Source organism: Psychroserpens luteus (genome assembly GCF_015319355.1).
GTDB classification, from domain to species: domain Bacteria; phylum Bacteroidota; class Bacteroidia; order Flavobacteriales; family Flavobacteriaceae; genus Psychroserpens; species Psychroserpens luteus.
The window spans coordinates 287,334-307,913 of the sequence record NZ_JADILU010000004.1 but is presented as its reverse complement, the minus strand read 5'-3'; the positions used below and the strand labels follow the sequence as shown (position 1 = coordinate 307,913).

Sequence of the window (20,580 nt, the reverse complement as noted above, 5' to 3'; positions counted from 1 at the left end):
TTATTTTCGTTTTGCTACGAACGTTCCATTGGGCTGAATCATTTTTATCGCTTCTATCGAGCCATCTTCAGATTCTAAAAATTCAATTTTAAAACCTTCCAAAGTCTTGAATGAAAATTTATGTTTAGCTGTTGAGATTTGTTCATATTCTGGTTGGCCTTTTACAAAGACATAAAGTATCTCATTTTTAATGTAAACTTTTATTTCTGTTCCAGAAATATCATACGCTCCAGTATACATTTCTAATGTTTTTGTATCTACATCAATCGTATTTGGAGTGCGTTTAAATGCAATAGCATCTAATGTAGGTTCTATTTTGATCTTTCCATCAGAAATATCGCCAGCATTGTTAGTTGTAAATGTCACTTTTACAGATTTTCCATATTGAGTTGTGTCTACTTTACCTTCAGAAACATCAATTATTTCAAATACATCATAATGATAATGGTGTAGATAGGTTTTGTCTCCATTGAGTTTTGAAAACAACGAATCGTTCTCTACGTAAATATTAAACTTACCATAACCTTCATTTGAATAAGACCCAGTGTAATCTAGATTAATATGTGAAGGTTTTGTGTTTTTTACATAGGACGTTTCAGAGTTTTCCTCAACTTCTTCTTGAGCTTTTTTACCTTTTTCTATGTTTTCTTCATAACGTCCAATCCAATCTGTACGCTCTTCACCAATCATTCGATCAGCAATAATATTTCTAACTAACGTTGGTACAGATGAACCATTTTGATTGGCTAACACAACAATACCAATGTTGTCACTTGGAAAAAATGCGACGTTAGCAGAGAAACCATCAATGTTTCCTCCATGCTCAACACGATAATGACCTTTGTATGATTGTAAAAACCAACCATAACCATAATTCGCAAAATGTATGTCTGGAAACTTATCATCAGGAATATTAGCACCAACAACCATTTGTGAACTCATGGCTTCATTGATATAGCTCTCAGGAATAATTTCTTCCCCTTTATATTTTCCATCATTAATCCAAGTCATTAACCATTTAGACATATCATTAACACTACTGTTTATACTTCCTGCAGGAGACATTCCAGCAATATCATAATAGTCCATTTTTTTGATGATATCATCTTTCACTTCATAACCATACGATGCATTACTTGCCGATTTCATTTCGGCAATTGTAGCATTTGTTCTAGTCATTTCTAAAGGAGTAAAGAAGTGCTCTTTTAAGTTATCTTCCCAGCTTTTTCCAGTAATACGTTCAGCAATAACTCCTTGTGTTAAAAAACCAAAGTTATTATAATACCATTGTTGTCTAATTCCAGTAAATGGTTCATGATGTTTCATACGCATTAAAAGACTGTCTTTATCATGAGTAGGGAAATAATACCATGAACCATCGTGACGAGGTAATCCAGTACTGTGTCGCATTAAATCTTTAATGATGATATTATTATTCATGTTATTATTAAAGAACTCTAATTCTGGAATGTGTTTTCTTGGTTGGTCATCAAAAGAGAGTTTTTCATCAGCTCTTAATATCCCTAGAATTGATGAGGTAAATGCCTTTGTAGATGAACCAATAGCAAAAAGTGTATTGGCATCTACAGGAACTTTATTTTCATAGTCTCGATATCCAAAACCTTGAGCGTAAATAATTTTGTCGCCTTCAACAACTGCAACAGCAAAACCAGCAGCATTAGTTAATTCAAGAATTTTGTTTAATTCTTTTTCGACATTTTTAAGTCGTTTATCTTGTGAGTTAATTGAGAAGGTAATAAGAAAACCTAATGTGAGTAAAGCTAATTTTTTCATTGTATTGGTTTTTGTGTTAGACTAGATAATTGATTAGTAGCTATTTATTGTGATAAGTTACTTAATTCTTTAATTATTATACAATTCGTCATGAAGAAATAACAGTTCGGTTATTCTCTTTTTTTAAATGAAGACTTCTGTTAGATATTTGTCTCATCAATCAAGCTGAAACAATTTCAGTATAAAACAAAATATCATGAGCACAATAGTCAAAATTTTCATTTTCTTATTATTTAGTCAATTACTAAATGCGCAAACAGTATCTGGACAAGATATTACTGTGAAAATTAATAACCTTGAGAGTAACAAAGGAAAAGTGTATGTTGCAGTTTACGACTCTGAAGGGGCTTTTTTAAACACAAGATTACAATCAACGATGACTAAAATAACAGGTAATAGTTGTGAAGTTACATTTAAAAATATCCCAAAAGGGGTTTATGCAATCTCGATGTTTCACGATGAAAATGATAATAATAAAATGGATAGTAATTTTCTAGGAATCCCAAAAGAAGATTATGGTTGCTCAAATAATGCCACAGGATTTATGGGGCCACCAAAATGGGAAGACGCGAAATTTGAAGTAAAAGATAAATCAATAACACAAATTATAACACTATAATATCATGCAAAAATTAATAATCATCGCAATTATTTTGGTTTCAGGAATTACATCTGCACAAACCAATTATGAAAAAGGAATGCAAAAAGCTTTTAAACTTTGGCAAGAAAACAATACTGACGAAGCAGAAAATATGTTTGAACGTATTTCTAATGCAGAAGCCAACGAGTGGTTACCTCATTATTACATAGCACAAATTAATAGTTTAAAAAGTTGGGGAGAGAAAGATGAAAAAGTTTTAAAAGCACAGTTAGATAAAGCACAAGAACATATTAATAGTGCCATGGCAATTAGTAAAGATAATCCAGAGATTCTTGTGATGCAAGCACAGGTTTTAACCAATTGGGTTGCTTATGATGGCGCAGTCTACGGAATGAAATATGCTGGAAAAATAACAGAACTATATAATAAGGCTTATAAACTAGCTCCAGAAAACCCAAGAGTAGCATTTAACAAAGCAGATTGGGCAATGGGAAGCGCTAGATATTTTAGTCAAGATACTAAACCGTTTTGTGCTGAGATAGAAAAATCCATTGAACTTTTTGTTACCTTTAAACCAGAAAGCAACTTACATCCATCTTGGGGAATAGAACGTGCAGAACAGGTTTTAAAATCTTGTAAAGAGTAAAATATTATGACAAAACCAATCAAAAATATCATTTTAACCATAAGTATAGGTTCTGTTGTTTGGCTCGTAGGAAATTTGATTTCTGGAGGGTTTGATTATAAAACAGTTAATGATTTTTTAATTGATTTTAGTTTTTATCAACTATATGGTTTTGTTCTTGGGTTCTCTAATATGACTTTCTTTGATTACATGGAGCGTCGCAACTGGATAAAGGGTGATACCATAAAACGTGTTGTAATAGGAATCATTGGTTCTACAATCATTACCTTAATTGGTTTGTTTCTTTTAAGAGCAACAACATCAATGTTATTATATGATGTCTCTTTTGAAATATTCATTAAAAATGAAACATGGCAAGGAGGTTATGCTTTTGGGTTATGGATTACATTAACAATTGTTTCAGTATTCCATGTGATATTTTTCTATAACAAGTATCAGAAGAACAAAATTAAAGAGCAAAAGGTCATTGCAGGAACTGCAAGCGCAAAGTTTGATGCTTTAAAAAATCAATTAGATCCACATTTTTTATTCAACAGCTTAAATGTATTAACCAGTTTAATTGAGGAGAATCCAAAAAATGCACAAAAGTTTACAACCTCTTTATCTAAAGTATATAGATATGTTTTAGAACAAAAAAACAAAGATTTAATTACAGTTGACGAAGAGTTGAAATTTGCAAAAACCTACATGTCGCTTTTAAAAATGCGTTTTGAAGACAGTATTATTTTTGAAATTCCAGAACAAGCTACAAATCCAGAAAGTAAAGTTGTACCGCTGTCTTTACAATTATTGTTAGAAAATGCAGTAAAACATAATATGGTAACAAGTAGCAAACCATTGCACATTAAAATTTATGAATCTGGAGGTATGCTCATCGTAGAAAACAACCTTCAGCCAAAACAAATAGTGAAAAAGAGTAGTGGAGTTGGATTAGAAAACATCAAACAACGCTATAAATTATTATCAAATAAAACAGTATCAATCAATCAATCAACAAGCAGATTTGCGGTAGCAATACCAATGCTTACAAAACAAGTATCAATCATGGAAACAATAGAACCAAAAACAAATTTTGACGATAGATATATTAGAGCACGCAAGCGTGTAGAAGAAATGAAAGAGTTTTATTATAGTTTAATCTCTTACTGTATCGTCATACCATTTTTATTCTTTATCTGGTTTCGTTACACACCAAACACGATCCAATGGTTTTGGTTTCCAATGTTAGGTTGGGGAATGGGATTAGCATTTCACGCCTATAAAGTATATGTTAACGATGGCGTTTTAGGTAACGGATGGGAAAAACGTAAAATTGAAAAGTTTATGCGTGAAGAGGAAGAGCAACGTTGGAATTAAATTTTTATAACAATGAAAGAATTTACTGAAGCATATAGATTAAAAAGAGCAAAAGATAAAGTAGAAAATCTTAGATCGTTTTATATACATTTTACTTGTTATATTATTTTTAATACAACCATATCGACTATCAAGATTATTGATGATTTGGATGAAGGGAAAACATTGCAGGAAGCTTTGTTTGACTTCGGGTCCGTATTTATGTGGCTAATATGGGGAATTGGAATAGCATTTCATGCATTTTCAATTTATGGATTTGATTACTTTTTAGGCAAAAACTGGGAAAGTAAAAAGCTTAAAGAATGTATAGAAGAGGAAGAGCGTTTTTTTAATCAGAAAGAATAAAATATCATGGAAAATAATATAGAACCCTTCGGAAATAGAAACTCTCAAAGAGCTTGGGAAAAAGAAGAAGCATACCTAAGAGCTCAGAAAAAAGTAAAAGCCATTGTTGGGTTTTATTGGCACTTGGCTTCTTATGTGATTGTGAATTTATTTCTCATCATTTTAATAACCTCTAGTGGAGTAAAACTATTTAGCTTCGGAACATTCTCCACAGCATTTTTTTGGGGAATAGGACTGGCATTTCATTTTATAGGAGTTTTTGGTCCTAATTTTTTCTTCGGAAAAAACTGGGAAGAACGTAAGATTAAGAAAATGATGGATGAAGATAATAAACACTGGGAATAATGGAAACAAATGAATTTTTACATAAAGAACGTTACAGACTTGCAGCGAAAAGAGTTAAACGAATTAAAGGATTTTACACGCACTTATTAATTTATATTATAGTTAATCTAGTCTTTGTTTACATCAATATTCAGAATTTAAGTGAAGGAGAAAGTTATTTTCAATGGCGTAATTTTATCACATTATCTTTTTGGGGAATAGGTTTGTTATCACATGCTGGTTCTGTGTTTTTACCAAGTTTAATTTTTGGTAAAAATTGGGAAGAGAAGAAAATTAAAGATTTAATGGACAAAGATTCTAACGAGATTAAACGTTACGAATAATTATAAACCAACCAAAAATTAAATTCACACAAATGAGTATCATTATTATAGAAGACGAGAAACCTTCAGCAAGACGATTGCAACGTATGTTAACAGCATTAGATATGGAAGCAGAAACAATGTTACACTCTGTTGAAGAATCTATAGAGTGGTTTCAAAATAATGAGCATCCAGATTTGATATTTTTAGACATCCAGCTTAGTGATGGTTTGTCATTTGAGATTTTTGAAACTATTGATATCAAATCTGCAGTGATTTTTACTACAGCTTATGATGAGTACGCTTTGCAAGCATTCAAATTAAATAGTATAGATTATTTATTAAAACCTATAGATGAAGATGATCTGGAAATAGCAGTTTCAAAATATAATGAACGTGTACCAAAACAACAATCGGTTACTTTAGATTTTGATGATATCAAGAAGTTGTTGGTTAATCCTATTGAGCGTGAGTATAAAAAACGATTTTCGGTAAAAGTTGGTCAACATTTAAAGTTGATTAATATAGATGATATAGAATGTTTCTACAGTGAAAATAAAGGAACATATGCATATACTTTAGAAGGAAGAAATTATTTACTCGATACCACATTAGAACAACTTGAAGATGAGTTAGAACCTCACAAATTCTACAGGATTAGTCGAAAATTCTACATCAACATTAACGCAATTAAAGATATGGTGAGTTATACAAACTCCAGACTTCAGATTAAGTTAAATAATTTTAATGAGCAAGATGTGATTGTAGCAAGAGAACGCGTAAAAGATTTTAAAGATTGGTTGTCGTAAGACTAAAAAATATCAAATACATCACCTAGAGAATCTCCCAAACCTTCAAGTAAATCTCCACCAACAGAAAATAAACCACTAAAACCAGCATCTAAGAAGATGTCTAGTAATAATAATTCTGTAAGTGAATAGTCTCTGTAAGTTTTAGCTTTTTTCTTAGATTCTTTTTTCCATTCATTGTACTGTCTTTCAGCTTTAGGCTCTATAATTTCGAGTTTATTGATTTCCGAAGAATTCAACATCTCATCATAAATTTCTCGTTTCTTTGAATTTGATAAGACATTAAATGCTTCAACGAGTAAATTAAAATGGGGTTTTGAGTCTTCCGATTTATTTTTATCTGGATGATATAAAGCGATTTCTGTTCTAAATGCTTTTTTGATGGTATTTAAATCTTCAGATTTTTCAATCTTAAGAATGTGATAGTAATTAGGTAAATTCATTGCTATAGCTTTACTTTTATAAGTAAGCTTAAATTTAGATTTGTTACAGTCTTACTGGGAATACTACTCTTCAATCCTATTATCATCAAAAGCAGATGGTAATAAATTAGGGATTAATTTGACAAACAAAGGCAATAGTATAGCACCACCAGGAAGCATAAATATTGCTAAACTTGGTATGGTTTTTAAAGTATCAAGTAATTGAGCTTGCATTCGCTTTTGCTCTTCTTTACTAAGATCTGAGTGTGTAGATTTGGTAATTAGTAGCATTAAGTCCTTGCTTTGACGCATTTCTTTTACCAATCGTTTACTGTTACGTCTAATTAATTTATTAACCAATTGAGATGAGTTTTCATAAAAATTAGATAACGGGTTGCTTTGCTGAAATAGTAATACTTCTTTTTTATGTTCTACATGAAATTTAGATACAGATAAAATAGAATCTTGTATTTCAGAGGGATCCATTTCCATGCGTTTAATAAGTTGTTTTAAAAACTGATACTCAGAACGCTCTAATATTTCATCATCCCAAACAGATAGGCACATCAAGTCTAAAAGATATTTCTTTTCGTGTGGATCAATATCATAGTCTATATCGTAGATAAGATCTTCTGTATCTATGTCGTCATCTTCCATATATGAGGCAGAAGATTCAATGATATTAATAATCTCCTTATCATAATCTGTAATCTTACTCTTAGAATTTAAAGACCTATATAAGGTCCCAACAATGATACTTTCTAAATGAGCAGCGTAAGATTTTGGGTCAACTTCATTTGATAAATAAGCCTCAAACGCTAGTACATCTACAAATAATAATGAGTTTGTAATAGATTTATTAAAATTTCTAGTTAATAGATTGTCGTCTATTTGAATACGATCATGAATCAAACGCTCTAACATAGAAGTATCACTTTTGCCTATTACTAATTTATCCCAAAGTGATAAATCTGCAACTTCTAGTGCTTTGTAAAATGCTAAAAGTTCAATTATAAATGCTTTAGTAGAAAAATTTTCTTTTTTAAAATAATAAATATGAAATAAACCGGTAATGAGGTTCACTTTAGCAAACTCATCTTCAGAATATTTATGAATATGTTCAATTTTATCAGTGACACTAACATTGACACCATAAATAAATCCATGCCTTTTAAGGCTAGTATACAGCGTGTTGTAGTTATTAAACGGAATCCCGTTTTTTAATAACTCAGAACAGAATTTTTCTATCCAACCACTTGTAGATGGGTTCATTTATTCATTTTTAAAGACCATGCAAAGTTACCTTTTTCTTTCGATAATTTAATGTTTTTAATGATTATCAAAATAATTATAAAACCGCAACTATGATTTTCTCGTAGGTGGAATAGAGACAAAACAATAATTAACAAAAATCTCAAAGTATTATGAAAAAATCTAAAATTTTAATTGGAGCTGCAGTTTTAACAATTGCTGGCTTTTTCGCAATCGCAGCAGATCATATTGATGCTCCTGCAGTTGCTGGTGGTACAAGTGATATCACAGACATTTATGCATTTCAAAGTCAAGAAAACAACAACAACATTGTTTTTGTTGCAAACGTACAAGGATTGATAAGTCCTGCAGATACAGATGCAGCAGCTTTTGATGAGAATGTATTAGTAGAGTTTAATATTGATAACGATGGAGATGCAGTAGCAGATTTAGTTATCCAAGCAACTCCAAGAGATGGTAAAATGTATTTCTTTGGACCAATTGCACCTTCGCAATCTGGATTAAATAGTACAATCTTATCAAGTACAGCTATTATGAATACTGTTGATATTACTTCTTATAGTGCTAGTACAATTGTAGAATCTAACAATGGTATGAACTTTTTTGCTGGACCAAGAGATGATCCTTTCTTTATGGACTTTTTCCGTTATGGAGATATTTTGACACCAGATAATGGTATCAGTTCATTTAACGATCCAGGAACAGATAGTTTTGCTGGTACAAACGTAATGTCAATAGTAGTAGAATTACCAAAAGCTATGGTTGGATCTGGAGATTCGGTTAACATCTGGGTAGAATCTAAAAGAAAACAATAGAGTGGTCCTTCATATTTCCGAAGAAAAACAATTTTTTAAAAATTAAATACAAAAAACATGAAATTCAATAATATAAAATTAGCAGCAATAGCATTGCTAGTATCGCTTTCAGCATACAATTGTAATAATGATGATGATAATAATGTAACAGGACCAACAGGACCTAATTTTACAGGAACCTATGCTCAAGAAGATCAAATGGGACGACCAGCTATTAATACAGTATTTGTAGATATGGCAGATAAAAATGCGTTTAATACAACAATACCTTCAAACCAAGGTGCTGCGTTTCAATCTAAATTTGAAGCTAGATTATTAGCCTTAAATCCTGGTTACACAACAAACGCTTTAACATGGGATGCACCAACATTTACAGGTGCATTAGCAACAGATGTGTTGACTGTTTCACTTACAGGAACTACAACATTTTTTGATGGTACAAATGTATTAACAGGTCGTGCTTTAGCAGATGATGTTATTTCAACCGAGTTATTATTAATCTTTGGTGGCCCAATGGGAACTGATAATCCAGGATTATCTGATGATAATGTTGATGGTAATGATAAAACATTTTTATCGTCTTTTCCTTACTTAGCTACACCTCATTAATACAATTTTTAATTCTGAAATGGGCTTCAAACAAGCCTGTTTCAGGATTATTTAATAAATAAAATTCTAAATAATTACTCAAAACCACACTAATATGAACTCTAAATACACGTTTTTAATCACAGTATTAGCTGCAGTTCTATTTACAAACTGCTCTAAAAATAACACTCAAAAAATCACAGATACTAACGACTATGATACGTTTTTAGCAATGACAGAAAATAAAACTCTGGATCGCGCTAAACAAAACGAAGTCTTTTGGTCTGAAAAATTAGAAAAAACACCAAATCAATATGGTTACCATAGTAAATTGGCATCTACATATACAGCATACTTTTCTACAACAGGAGACGTTGAATATCTTAAAAAAGCTGAAAACGAATTATTATTGGTTAATGAAAGAACTCAATATGAAAATCCTTCATATTTAAAGAGTTTAGCTTACAACTATATTTCTCAGCATAAATTTAAAGAGGCTTTAGAATTATTAGAAAAAGCAGAAGCGTTAAAGGATCGTTTACAAGAAACTCAAAAAATGCTTTTTGATGTACACCTAGAATTAGGCAATTATGAAAAAGCACAAGCATATCTTAATACATTTGAAAATTTTAATGATTTTGATTACCTCATTCGTTTATCAAAATGGAGTGATCATAAAGGAAATCTAGATGCTGCCATAAAGTATATGGAAAAAGCAATGGCTATTGCAGAGTCATCTAATTTAAAAGGATTAAAACAATGGTCTTACACTAACATTGCAGATTTTTATGGTCATGCAGGAGAGGTTGAAAAATCGTATGCTCATTTTCTAAAAGCATTAGAATTAGATCCAAATGACGCGTATGCAAAAAAGGGGATCGCTTGGATTGTCTATTCTCACGAAAAAAATCCAGATGAAGCACTTCGTATTTTAAATACAGTAATCGAAAATTACAAAGCTCCAGATTATTATTTATTGAAGTCTGAAATTGCAGATTATAAAGGGGATCTAGAAATGAGTAAATCTCAATTAGACTTATATCATATTGCCATGCAAAATGAAGCTTATGGAGATATGTATAATAAATACAATGTGCTTTTGTATACAGATGAAAATATACAATTAGAGGATGCCATAGCAATAGCTAAAACCGAAATTAAAAATAGACCAACACCTCAATCTTATGATTTATTGGCATGGTCATATTTTAAAAACGGAAATTTAGAAGGCGCATTACAAATTGTAGATCAGCATATTATCAATAAAACATACGAGCCAGAAACACTCTTTCACGTCGCAGAAATTTATAAAGCTGCAGGTAGAACAGAGGATGTTAAACCGCTTAAAAAAGAATTATTGGCTAGCCTTTATGAGTTAGGACCAACTATGGAAGATAAAATTAATCAACTGTAAAAGCTATAACCTCATGAATTTTAATAAAATAATCATACTGCTTTTAGTAGCAGCATTGTCAAACAGTGCTTATGCTCAAAAAGTGAAAGGTCAAATCATTAATGAAATTGATCAACCTTTAGAAGCTGCATACATTTATAATATAAACTCTCAAAGTCACTCTCACTCGTCAGAAAACGGAGTGTTCATTTTAGAGAATAGTAAAACAGGTGACACTCTAAAAATTGGTTTATTGGGTTATAAAAATAAAATAATGGTGTTGCAACCAGAAAATTTTGGAACTAATTTAATCATCATTTTAGAAGAAAAAGCTTTTCAATTAGAAGAAATGATTATTACAGACGAGCTTAGCGCATTGAGCACAATCTCTAGACTGGATATCAATACCAGTCCTGTAAATTCGTCGCAAGAGGTATTGCGTAAAGTGCCAGGTTTAATCATTGGTCAACACGCAGGAGGAGGTAAAGCAGAGCAACTTTTTTTAAGAGGTTTTGATATAGATCATGGTACAGATGTTTCGATTTCTGTAGACGGAATGCCAGTAAATATGGTCTCTCATGCACACGGTCAAGGCTATAGCGATTTACATTTTTTAATACCAGAAACGGTTAATAAGATTGACTTCGGAAAAGGGCCATACTATGCTCAAGAAGGCGATTTCAACACAGCTGGTTATGTGGATTTCTCTACTAGAGATTACTTGAAGAATAGTCAGATTTCAATGTCAGTTGGAGATTTTAATTCACTTAGAACATTAGGGATGTTCAACCTTTTAGAAAACACAAAAAACCAAAATGCTTATATCGCTACCGAGTATATAGCAACAGATGGGCCTTTTGAGTCACCACAAAACTTTAATCGTCTTAATATCTTCGGAAAATATGTGATGTTCTCACCAGAGAATGACAAGTTAACATTGAGTGCCTCTCATTTTACAAGTCGTTGGGATGCATCAGGACAAATTCCGCAGAGAGAAGTAGATAAAGGAAATATTACACGTTTTGGAGCCATAGATGATACCGAAGGTGGAGAAACTGAGCGTACAAATTTTAATGTAGAATTTAGTAAGCGTATTTCAGATAATACAACATTAAAATCTAATGCATTTTACTCATATTATGCGTTTGAGTTATATTCTAATTTCACCTTTTTTTTAGAAGATCCAATAAATGGAGATCAAATCAAACAAAAAGAAGATCGTCAAATATTTGGAGCTAATACAAGTGTCTCACACACAACTTTTTTAGGAACTATCGAGTTGGTATTGACTACTGGTTTAGGGTTTCGTCATGATATTGTTGATGATGTTGAGTTGTCAAGAACATTAAATAGAAAAACAACTTTAGAAAATATTCAATTAGGAGATATTAACCAAACCAATATAGATGCCTTTGTAAATGCAGAATTTGAGTTTGGAAAATTAAAAATTGCTCCAGCTTTACGTTTGGATTATTTCAAGTTTTTATACAACGATAAATTGCAAACAGAATATACATTGCTATCTGAAACAAAAACTATAGTTAGTCCTAAGTTAAATTTCTTTTACAATGCTGAAGATAATTTACAATTATTTTTAAAATCTGGAATTGGGTTTCACTCTAATGACACAAGAGTGGTTGTAACTAATTTAGGTGAAAATATTTTACCCAGAGCATACGGATTAGATTTGGGACAAATTTGGAAACCGACTAAAAATCTAATTGTTAACACTGCACTTTGGTATTTATTCTTAGAGCAAGAATTTGTGTACGTTGGTGATGCAGGAATCGTTGAGCCTAGCGGAAAAACAGAACGCTTTGGAGTGGATCTAGGTTTACGTTATCAATTTAATGATTGGTTGTATTTAGATACAGATGCAACCTATACAAAAGCAAGAAGTCTAGAGGCTGCTGATGGTGAAGATTTTATCCCATTAGCACCCGATTTTACAATGGCTGGAGGATTATCAGTAAATGATCTTAACGGTTTTTCTGGAGGAATTAGATACAGATATATTGATGATAGACCTGCAAATGAAGATAATAGTTTAGTTGCTGACGGTTATTTTGTGACAGATTTTAATGCTAATTATACCTTCAACAATATAACATTAGGTTTAATTATAGAAAACATGTTTGATGTAGAATGGAATGAAACACAGTTTGCTACAGAATCTCGTTTACAAAACGAGGCACAATCTGTTGAAGAAATTCATTTTACACCAGGAACTCCCTTTTTTATAAAAGGGAGTATAAGTTATAATTTTTAAGACACTTATCAATAATCTGTGAGGGGATTATTTGATAAATGCTAACATTTAAAATTGATTGATTGGTTTTTTAAAAGTTACCATGTTGAGACATGGTATTTTTAGAGTTTTTTTGTTAGTTGAAAGCACCTACTTCCAGTTTGTGAGTAGGTGTTTTCTTTTTTTGTTTAATTAAAATAATTACTCTTGCAACCATTTTAATGCTGCTTCGAGCGTTTTGTCTAAATCTTTGCCATCTTCAATAACGGTCACATCTGGTTGTAAGCTTTTAGGGTAGATTACATTATTTCTATCTGCTACAAAACCTGAAGCTAGATAAACACGGTCACCATTTGGTAGCTCAAAATCTTGATTTGTTGTTGTGTAACCTCCACTTGTTTGACCAAAAAGAGTAGTGTTATCTTTTCCTATAAATGCAACCGCAGTCATTTCTCCACTACTTCCTGTTCTAGAACTAATGAGGACTGCTATTTTAGGATTAGATTGTTTTATAACATATGGGTTTTCAACTTGAGTCGTTATATTATGACCTACACCAAAACCACCATTTTTATAAAACCATGCTTCACTCGATTTGTCTTTACCAGATATGAAATAACCAGAAGTGCCTTCACCTGTTAAAGGACCTAATCCTGCTAACATGGGATGCATGTTTCCACCAGGATTATCTCTTAAATCAACAACCCAACCATTTATGGTATGTTCTGTATCTAGTGATTTAATTAAACCTTGAATCTTGGTAGCAAATTTAACTTTTACACTATCGTTTCTACTGCTAAAATCAGGGACATTTATATAACCTATATTATTATCTAATAATTTAGAATATGGTACAGAAGTACTAGTTTGTGAATTTTGAGATTTCTCAAAAGCTATTTTAGGAGCAATAAAAGAATGATTATCTCCAGCTTCTTTTAACATATTTATGATGTAATTTTTTGGTGATCCAACAGCATCAATTGAGTTAATGCCTTTAGATAAATATTTTAGGTCATTATCTATTTGTTTCCAGTTGAGAGAATCTTTATATAACGAGTGTGTTTTTACAATGTTTGTAAAGGCCTTTAAATATGCTTTTACTTCTTTTGGAGGATTTGTATCTGCAAGTTTAATGTCTTCAACTTTAAAATTATCAAACCAAACTTTGCCTTTTCCATTGGCATAACCACCAATAATAAATTGGGTGCATTTTTCATTAATTGTTAGTAACAACGTGTATTTTGACCATTCTGTTTTGTTACTAACTTGTTGATTTTGCATACCACTATTAGTAAAGCCAATTTGCATGTCGTTTTTGTCACGAGCTTGCCACCAAATGCCTGCAGTACCATCTAAATCTGATTTCATATAAAATGTGAGCAAAACCCGTTGTAGTTTTTTACCTTGAAATTTTACAACTTGTGAGAAGTAATGGTTTTTATTAGATGTGTTATTAGTTAAGTCTACAATGAAAGATTTTGATCCTGATGATGTTGTACTTGATGTGAGTGAAAATTGTGCTTCATTAGTATTAATAAATTTCCAATCTTTAGGATGCTTAGGAATACTGTCATTAGATATTTCAAAATCATTATTAAGTATTTGAGCATGTATACTTACTAATATAAAAAATGAGAAAAAGGTAAAAATTATAATAGATTTTGAGTTCGTGTTCATCTGTTCGTTTTTTTAATTGATAGTACAAATATCTAATTCTGAAAAAGAAAAACACAGTATTTATAGGCTATTACGTCCAGAAAGAAGAATCTTGGACATTTTTTTTTAATTATGCATGTAGCTTTTTATATGCTGAAGGTGTCATGCCTACGACTTTTTTAAAGCTACTATTAAAAGATGATTTTGAACTAAACCCTGCATCTTCAGCAAGTGTAACTAATGTGAATTTATTGGCTTCTGGACTTGCTAATAATTGTTTTACTTTTTCTATTCTATGGAAATTTAGAAATTCTGAAAAATTCTTTTGATGTATTTCATTGATATATTTAGATAGCTCTTTTGGAGAACTATCAATTTCCGAAGCGAAAAGCGCTAACGTTATATTAGGATTTGTATATAGCTCTTTGTCTAAAGCACGATTTATTTTTTGGGCAATTAAGCTCTGTTTGGCAATAATCGTGTTAGGTTCTATTGAGTGAAAAGCATTAAAAAACAATTTTGGTTTTGTAAAACCCATATAGCCAATCCAATAAATTAGAGCTGTATTGAGAATAAATGTTGGATAAGAAAACACAAAACTCTCTTTACAATCATGGAGTAGGAGGTCGGTAGAATATAAAAAAACATCAATAATCATAATTGCTAAAAAGACTATTGTAAGTCGTTTTAACCATTGTATTACAGGTTTTGATTTTTGAATGTTAGCAAGCTTTTCTTCATTAGTTTTTATGATTCTGAGTGAAGCAATGAGTAAGAAAATGGTAAAGAATTGATAGAAAAATTCATGGATTCTAAAAAAATCTGAATCTACTAACACTTTAGTAATTCTATAACTATTCTCATTAATGGCAATTCCAAACCAATAGGTTCTAAGTAATGCATATACAATAGCTGGCGCAAAGAGGTACCATTCTTTTTTGTGAAAAATGATACCATCTTTTGAAGGAAATTGGTTTTTAATATAAAAATAAAACCCTGTACCAATAAGCCATTTATATGGAAAAGGAAACATATGTAAAGGTCTGTAATATTGAAAGACTTGCATGTCTAACAAGGCGTAAATAAGGTTGTAAAATGCTAAAGAAAATAAGAATAGAAGAAAAAAATGTAATGCTAATTTATTAGTAATTCTTTTCTTATAGAGGAATATACATAAGATTAATCCTTGAATAGCACCAAAAAGTGTAATAATATTGAGTAGGTTATAATTCAAATCCATTTTTTACAAAGAGTACCTAAAGATACAGTTTTCTATGAACGATTTTAAAATTGGTTTATTTGGGTATTTTGGGTTATCATAATTTAAAAGATTCAAAAAGTAATTCAAATAAAAAAAGCGCTAAACTTGAGTCTAGCGCTTTTCAGTATAAAATAATATTTATTTAAGGTTGTGATACCACACCTAGGGTGTGAAGTTGATCCATAGTTGGTGTTTGACTTCCACCAGCAGGCTCTAAAGTTATACCAAAGGCTTGACTTTCATTAGCATTAGCTATGTTGAAAATCTTATTGTCATCGCTGTTAAAATTATCAATAGTGCCTAAACTTGTAGGTGTTAATGGATTTAAGGTTAATGACCAAACTTGCCAAACTTTACCTTCTGGTGCATCTGGTAAACCTTGTGCATCTAGATAAATGCTGTTATCAGATTTGTTCCAGTATACTTTTGCGTAACTATTAGCAAAATCACCTTGCCCTCCTAAAGGTACAGAGATGATATTTCTATCTCTAAGTACATTTAATAAGTTTTCCTTAACTGCTAAGTCTGTTTTAGCATCTTCAATTTGAACTTCTAAATATGCTTTTTCTATTTCAGCATCAGATACTTTAACTTCTAATTGCTGGTTTTGATTCATAGTCCATAATAATCCTGCACCAACAATAAGTGCTGCAGCCCATCCTGTATACGTTAACCAATTATATCTCGCTTTTTCAATAGAAACTACTTTTACATCTTTGCCTCCTATTTGCAATTTGTCTTTTATAAGTTGTAACAGATGTTTGGTGTCACCTGGAGACATTGCTGAGGATAGTTTTATAATTGCAGATTCTATTTCTAATACTTCTTGTAAAATTTCAGGATGTTTAAGCATAAGCTCTTGAATCTCTTTATTTTCTTGGTCAGTCAATTGACCAGCAACAAAAAGTTCAAGGACTCCTGATTCAATATATGCTTTTATATCCATCTTATTCTAATACCATTGCTCTCAAATCCTTGATGCAATTTCTATTTCTTGTTTTTATTGTTCCTAACGGGATATCTAATTCTTCAGAGGTTTCCTTTTGAGTAAATCCTTTAAAGTATAAATATTCAATAATTGCTTTACACTTTTCTCCAAGAGCCTTAACATATGTACCTATGCCAATGGCATCCATTTTATCATTAAGATTTTCACTGGTTTCTAAAATATCTACGAAAAATTCAGCATTGAGGTTTTTGCCTGAGTTTTTAAAAGCCTTAGATCGCGTTTTATCAATCGCAGCATTTCTAGCAATATTTAATATCCAAGTAAAAAATCGACCTTTACTAGAATTATAAGTATCGGCTTTATGCCAAGCTTTTATAAAAACATCTTGCATGACCTCTTCGGCTATTTCATGATCTCTAACAATATTATAAATAACACCATGCATGCTGTTACTATACATATTATAAAGTTTTTCAAAAGCTTTTTCATCTTTCTTTTGAAAATTGGACACTAATAAGTCTAATTCCATTAAGCTGTTTTTTGGATAATTAATCCAGTAATATAAGTTGTTGCAAATCTAAATGATGATGCAATTGAAGAAAAAAAGAGCTTTATTGAATAATTCCACCACAGCTTACACGACTACCAGCATCTCCAGACGGTTGTGATTTAAAATCATCAACACCTTGATGTAAAATAATTGCTTTACCTAAGATGTCTTTAGATTCATCTCCACAGCCAATACACCATTCATCTGTAACTTTAGAAATTGTAGCTTGACCATTAGCATTAGCAACAATATTACCAATATCTCCTTTATGATATCCAGCAGCATCTCCCCATTTACCATGTGGTTGTGCAGTTGGGTTCCAATGTCCTCCAGACGACTTACCGTCATCGGACGAACAATCTGCCTTTTCATGAATATGAATTGCGTGTTCTCCCTCTGTTAATCCACTTAAAACAGCAATCATACTAACAATACCTTTTTCTTGCTTGAAAACAACGTTACCACTAACACCACTGTTGCTTTTAGGGTCTAATTGAACAATGACTTTTTTTGTTTCATTATAATATGCAGGTTGATCTTTAGTTGTAGCATTGTTTTGTTCTTTTTCTACGGTTTCGGTTACTGTAGTCTCAGCATCAGTCTCATTTGGTACTTCTTTCTTGTCAGATTTACAAGAGATACTCAAGCCTAAAGTTAAAATTGAAATGTATAAAATTGATTTTTTCATTGGTTTATTTTTAATATGGTTTATATTTTGAAATATACTCATTATTTAGTTCGTAAGAAAATTTATCAATTATATATTTAAACAGTAATTATACCACAATTAGTTTATTTTGTTACGTTTAGTATTCAGTATAAAAAATAGAATTTCAACTAATTTTGAGATATGATATAAGTCATATTTTAAACAAACCAATATGTGTAATTTTGATTAAAATTGTTAAGGTATGTGCAATTCATTAGTCAATAAATATAATGTGGCAGGTCCACGTTATACAAGTTATCCAACTGTTCCATATTGGGATAATGCATCATTTTCACTGAAAAAATGGAAAGAATCATTATCAATGTCTTTCAATGAAAGTAATGGTGAAGAAGGTATTAGTCTTTATATTCATTTACCCTTTTGCGAGAGTTTGTGTACATTTTGTGGGTGTAATAAACGCATCACAAAACGACATGATGTAGAAGAACCATACATTAACGCAGTATTAAAAGAGTGGAATTTGTATTGCGAACTCTTAACAGGACGTCCAAAAATTAAGGAACTCCATATTGGAGGAGGAACGCCTACTTTTTTTTCTTCGGAAAATTTAGAACGACTCATCAAAGGCATTTTAAGAAAAGCTAATCTTGCAGACGACCACGAGTTTAGTTTTGAAGGACATCCCAACAATACAACTCGAGAACATTTACAAACCCTTTATAATTTAGGATTTTCTCGTGTGAGTTTTGGTGTTCAAGATTATAATGAAACCGTTCAAAAAGCAATCCATCGCATTCAACCTTTTGAAAACGTAAAGCAAGCTACTTTGATTGCAAGAGAAATTGGTTACACCTCAATAGGACACGATATTATTTTTGGCTTACCATTTCAAACGGAAGCTCATGTTGCAAAAACTATAGAGCTTACTAAAGAATTAATGCCAGATCGCATCGCTTTTTATAGCTATGCTCACGTGCCATGGCTTAAAGGAAATGGGCAACGAGGTTATAATGAAAGCAATTTGCCTTCAGGAGATTCTAAACGAGCACAATACGAATTAGGAAAAGAGTTGCTCAGTGATGCTGGTTATCACGAAGTAGGAATGGATCATTTTGCTTTAGAAACAGATTCATTGTACAAGGCAATGATAACTAATGAATTGCATCGCAATTTCATGGGTTATACTGCATCAAAAACGCAAGCAATGATTGGTTTAGGTGTGTCATCAATTAGCGATAGTTGGTATGGCTTTTCTCAAAATGTAAAAGGTATTGAAGAATACTATCATTTAGTTGAACAAAATATCATTCCGGTTTATAGAGGACATAATTTAAATACAGAAGATCTTATTGTAAGGCAACACATTTTAAATTTAATGTGTGATTTTCAAACCAGTTGGGCAGACGCAACACTTTATATTGAAGAACTAAAAGATATCGTTTTTAAACTTAGAGAGATGGAAATTGATGGTTTAGTAAGCTTCGAGAAAGAAGGCATAAAAATTACACAAAAGGGCCAGCCCTTTGTGAGGAATGTCTGTATGGCTTTTGATGTTTTACTCCAAAGAAAACAACCAGAAACGAGATTATTTTCAATGACCGTTTAAGGCATTTTTATATATTTGAATATTAAAACAAACACTAAAAATATTTATTATGAATAAGATAATAGTACCAATAGATTTTTCAGAATACTCTGAATTTGCACTTGAAACAGCAGCAATATTAGCTAAACGAAATAATGCCGAACTTCTAGTTCTACACATGTTAGAACTCGATAAAGGAAGTCTTGTTAGTTCTGGTGATGATCAAAGTCAACAAATGGTTTTCTTTCTAAAATTGGCAGAGCAAAAATTCGAAACGTATTTAGATAAAGAATATCTTAAAGAAATTAAAGTTACACCAATAGTTAAACATTTTAAAGTGTTTAGTGAAGTGGCAGAAGTAGCGCAAGAGCATAACGCAGATATGATTATCATGGGATCTCATGGAGCTAGTGGTTTATCAGAGATTTTTGTAGGTTCAAATACAGAAAAAGTAGTAAGATACTCAGAGATTCCTGTATTAGTGGTTAAACAAAAACCTGCTAATTTAAATTTTGATACCGTTGCTTTTGCTTCAGATTTTTCTGATGAAATGGTAGAGCCATATATAAAAGCTCGTAACTTATTTAGCAATATAAAATTAATCCATGTAAATGTTCCTGGAGAAGGTTTTAAAAGTTCTTCAGAAATGGAAAGTACAGTAGCTAATTTCCTTAAAAAAGCAGATGGTAACCTAGACAAACTAAATGATGTGCATTACACGTCAGACTATACTATTGAAAAAGGAATTTTAAATGCCTCTAATTTAATAGGAGCAGATTTAATTGCAGTGCCAACACATGGTAGAAAAGGTTTAGCACATTTCTTCTCAGGAAGTATATCTGAGGACGTTGCTAATCATGCAACATTACCAGTAATTACCTTTAAAATATAGTTTTAGTTATAGTAATAAAACCAAAAAAGCTTGAGCAATTTGCTCAAGCTTTTTGTTTTATACTAATTAGAAATCAAAACA

At 31.4% G+C, this 20,580-nt stretch carries 21 protein-coding genes; 13 read left to right on the top strand and 8 right to left on the bottom strand.

The features are described from left to right. Window positions 1-1,794 carry a serine hydrolase gene (locus tag IM744_RS11250; RefSeq protein ID WP_194508240.1) on the bottom strand — a complete coding sequence of 598 codons (1,794 nt, stop codon included), beginning with the start codon at window positions 1,792-1,794 and terminating at the stop codon, window positions 1-3. A gap of 196 nt (window positions 1,795-1,990) precedes the next feature. On the opposite strand from IM744_RS11250, the gene IM744_RS11245 reads away from it, so the two are divergent. Genes IM744_RS11245 through IM744_RS11215 form a run of 7 tightly spaced genes read left to right on the top strand, consistent with a single transcriptional unit; the run spans window position 1,991 to window position 6,198 of the window. Next, a complete protein-coding gene (locus tag IM744_RS11245; RefSeq protein WP_194508239.1) occupies window positions 1,991-2,413 on the top strand; it encodes a DUF2141 domain-containing protein in 423 nt (140 codons plus the stop codon). 4 nt (window positions 2,414-2,417) lie between these two features. Beyond that, entirely contained in the window at window positions 2,418-3,041 is a 624-nt protein-coding gene (locus IM744_RS11240) for a tetratricopeptide repeat protein (RefSeq protein ID WP_194508238.1), read from the top strand. A gap of 6 nt (window positions 3,042-3,047) precedes the next feature. Continuing rightward, window positions 3,048-4,397 carry a histidine kinase gene (locus IM744_RS11235; RefSeq protein ID WP_194508237.1) on the top strand — a complete coding sequence of 450 codons (1,350 nt, stop codon included), beginning with the start codon at window positions 3,048-3,050 and terminating at the stop codon, window positions 4,395-4,397. A gap of 12 nt (window positions 4,398-4,409) precedes the next feature. Next, window positions 4,410-4,742: a 2TM domain-containing protein gene (locus tag IM744_RS11230; RefSeq protein WP_194508236.1), complete on the top strand. Its 333-nt coding sequence runs from the start codon at window positions 4,410-4,412 to the stop codon at window positions 4,740-4,742. A gap of 6 nt (window positions 4,743-4,748) precedes the next feature. After that, entirely contained in the window at window positions 4,749-5,087 is a 339-nt protein-coding gene (locus IM744_RS11225; RefSeq protein WP_194508235.1) for a 2TM domain-containing protein, read from the top strand. Then, on the top strand, window positions 5,087-5,410 hold the full coding sequence (locus IM744_RS11220) for a 2TM domain-containing protein (RefSeq protein WP_194508234.1): 324 nt from the start codon (window positions 5,087-5,089) through the stop codon (window positions 5,408-5,410). The genes IM744_RS11225 and IM744_RS11220 overlap by 1 nt, the downstream gene beginning before the upstream one ends. Window positions 5,411-5,442: 32 nt before the next feature. Next, entirely contained in the window at window positions 5,443-6,198 is a 756-nt protein-coding gene (locus IM744_RS11215) for a LytR/AlgR family response regulator transcription factor (RefSeq protein WP_194508233.1), read from the top strand. Window positions 6,199-6,200: 2 nt separating this feature from the next. On the opposite strand, the gene IM744_RS11210 is transcribed toward IM744_RS11215, so the two are convergent. Continuing rightward, window positions 6,201-6,641, bottom strand: coding sequence for a J domain-containing protein (locus IM744_RS11210; protein WP_194508232.1), 441 nt, complete (start codon window positions 6,639-6,641; stop codon window positions 6,201-6,203). Window positions 6,642-6,704: 63 nt separating this feature from the next. Beyond that, window positions 6,705-7,892 carry an LETM1-related biofilm-associated protein gene (locus IM744_RS11205; RefSeq protein WP_194508231.1) on the bottom strand — a complete coding sequence of 396 codons (1,188 nt, stop codon included), beginning with the start codon at window positions 7,890-7,892 and terminating at the stop codon, window positions 6,705-6,707. Window positions 7,893-8,044: 152 nt separating this feature from the next. On the opposite strand from IM744_RS11205, the gene IM744_RS11200 reads away from it, so the two are divergent. The 4 genes from IM744_RS11200 to IM744_RS11185 all read left to right on the top strand — a co-directional run bounded on the left by IM744_RS11200 (window position 8,045) and on the right by IM744_RS11185 (window position 12,957). After that, the gene (locus IM744_RS11200; RefSeq protein WP_194508230.1) at window positions 8,045-8,707 is read left to right on the top strand and encodes a DUF4331 family protein; all 663 of its coding nucleotides are present in this window, start codon (window positions 8,045-8,047) and stop codon (window positions 8,705-8,707) included. Between the two features lie 57 nt (window positions 8,708-8,764). Next, complete coding sequence (locus tag IM744_RS11195; RefSeq protein WP_194508229.1) at window positions 8,765-9,316, top strand: DUF4331 family protein; 552 nt, start codon at window positions 8,765-8,767, stop codon at window positions 9,314-9,316. Between the two features lie 94 nt (window positions 9,317-9,410). Then, entirely contained in the window at window positions 9,411-10,709 is a 1,299-nt protein-coding gene (locus IM744_RS11190; protein ID WP_194508228.1) for a tetratricopeptide repeat protein, read from the top strand. Window positions 10,710-10,722: 13 nt separating this feature from the next. Next, window positions 10,723-12,957 carry a TonB-dependent receptor gene (locus IM744_RS11185; protein WP_194508227.1) on the top strand — a complete coding sequence of 745 codons (2,235 nt, stop codon included), beginning with the start codon at window positions 10,723-10,725 and terminating at the stop codon, window positions 12,955-12,957. A gap of 180 nt (window positions 12,958-13,137) precedes the next feature. Here IM744_RS11185 and IM744_RS11180 read toward each other — a convergent pair whose 3' ends face one another. From IM744_RS11180 to IM744_RS11160, 5 genes are all read right to left on the bottom strand, one after another. Continuing rightward, complete coding sequence (locus IM744_RS11180; protein WP_194508226.1) at window positions 13,138-14,613, bottom strand: S41 family peptidase; 1,476 nt, start codon at window positions 14,611-14,613, stop codon at window positions 13,138-13,140. Between the two features lie 109 nt (window positions 14,614-14,722). Beyond that, a complete protein-coding gene (locus IM744_RS11175; RefSeq protein ID WP_194508225.1) occupies window positions 14,723-15,832 on the bottom strand; it encodes a helix-turn-helix domain-containing protein in 1,110 nt (369 codons plus the stop codon). A gap of 163 nt (window positions 15,833-15,995) precedes the next feature. Continuing rightward, window positions 15,996-16,799 (bottom strand): anti-sigma factor, encoded by an 804-nt coding sequence (locus IM744_RS11170; RefSeq protein WP_194508224.1) that lies wholly within the window; start codon window positions 16,797-16,799, stop codon window positions 15,996-15,998. 1 nt (window position 16,800) lies between these two features. Then, complete coding sequence (locus tag IM744_RS11165) at window positions 16,801-17,331, bottom strand: RNA polymerase sigma factor (protein WP_194508223.1); 531 nt, start codon at window positions 17,329-17,331, stop codon at window positions 16,801-16,803. Window positions 17,332-17,413: 82 nt separating this feature from the next. Beyond that, window positions 17,414-18,040: a superoxide dismutase family protein gene (locus IM744_RS11160; protein WP_194508222.1), complete on the bottom strand. Its 627-nt coding sequence runs from the start codon at window positions 18,038-18,040 to the stop codon at window positions 17,414-17,416. A 223-nt stretch (window positions 18,041-18,263) separates the two neighbouring features. Between IM744_RS11160 and hemN the strand changes: the two genes are divergently transcribed. Together hemN and IM744_RS11150 are read left to right on the top strand one after the other, a co-directional pair. Then, window positions 18,264-19,628, top strand: a complete 1,365-nt coding sequence (gene hemN / locus IM744_RS11155; protein ID WP_194508221.1) for an oxygen-independent coproporphyrinogen III oxidase — start codon at window positions 18,264-18,266, stop codon at window positions 19,626-19,628. A gap of 49 nt (window positions 19,629-19,677) precedes the next feature. Next, entirely contained in the window at window positions 19,678-20,499 is an 822-nt protein-coding gene (locus IM744_RS11150) for a universal stress protein (protein WP_194508220.1), read from the top strand. Window positions 20,500-20,580 lie beyond the last annotated feature (81 nt).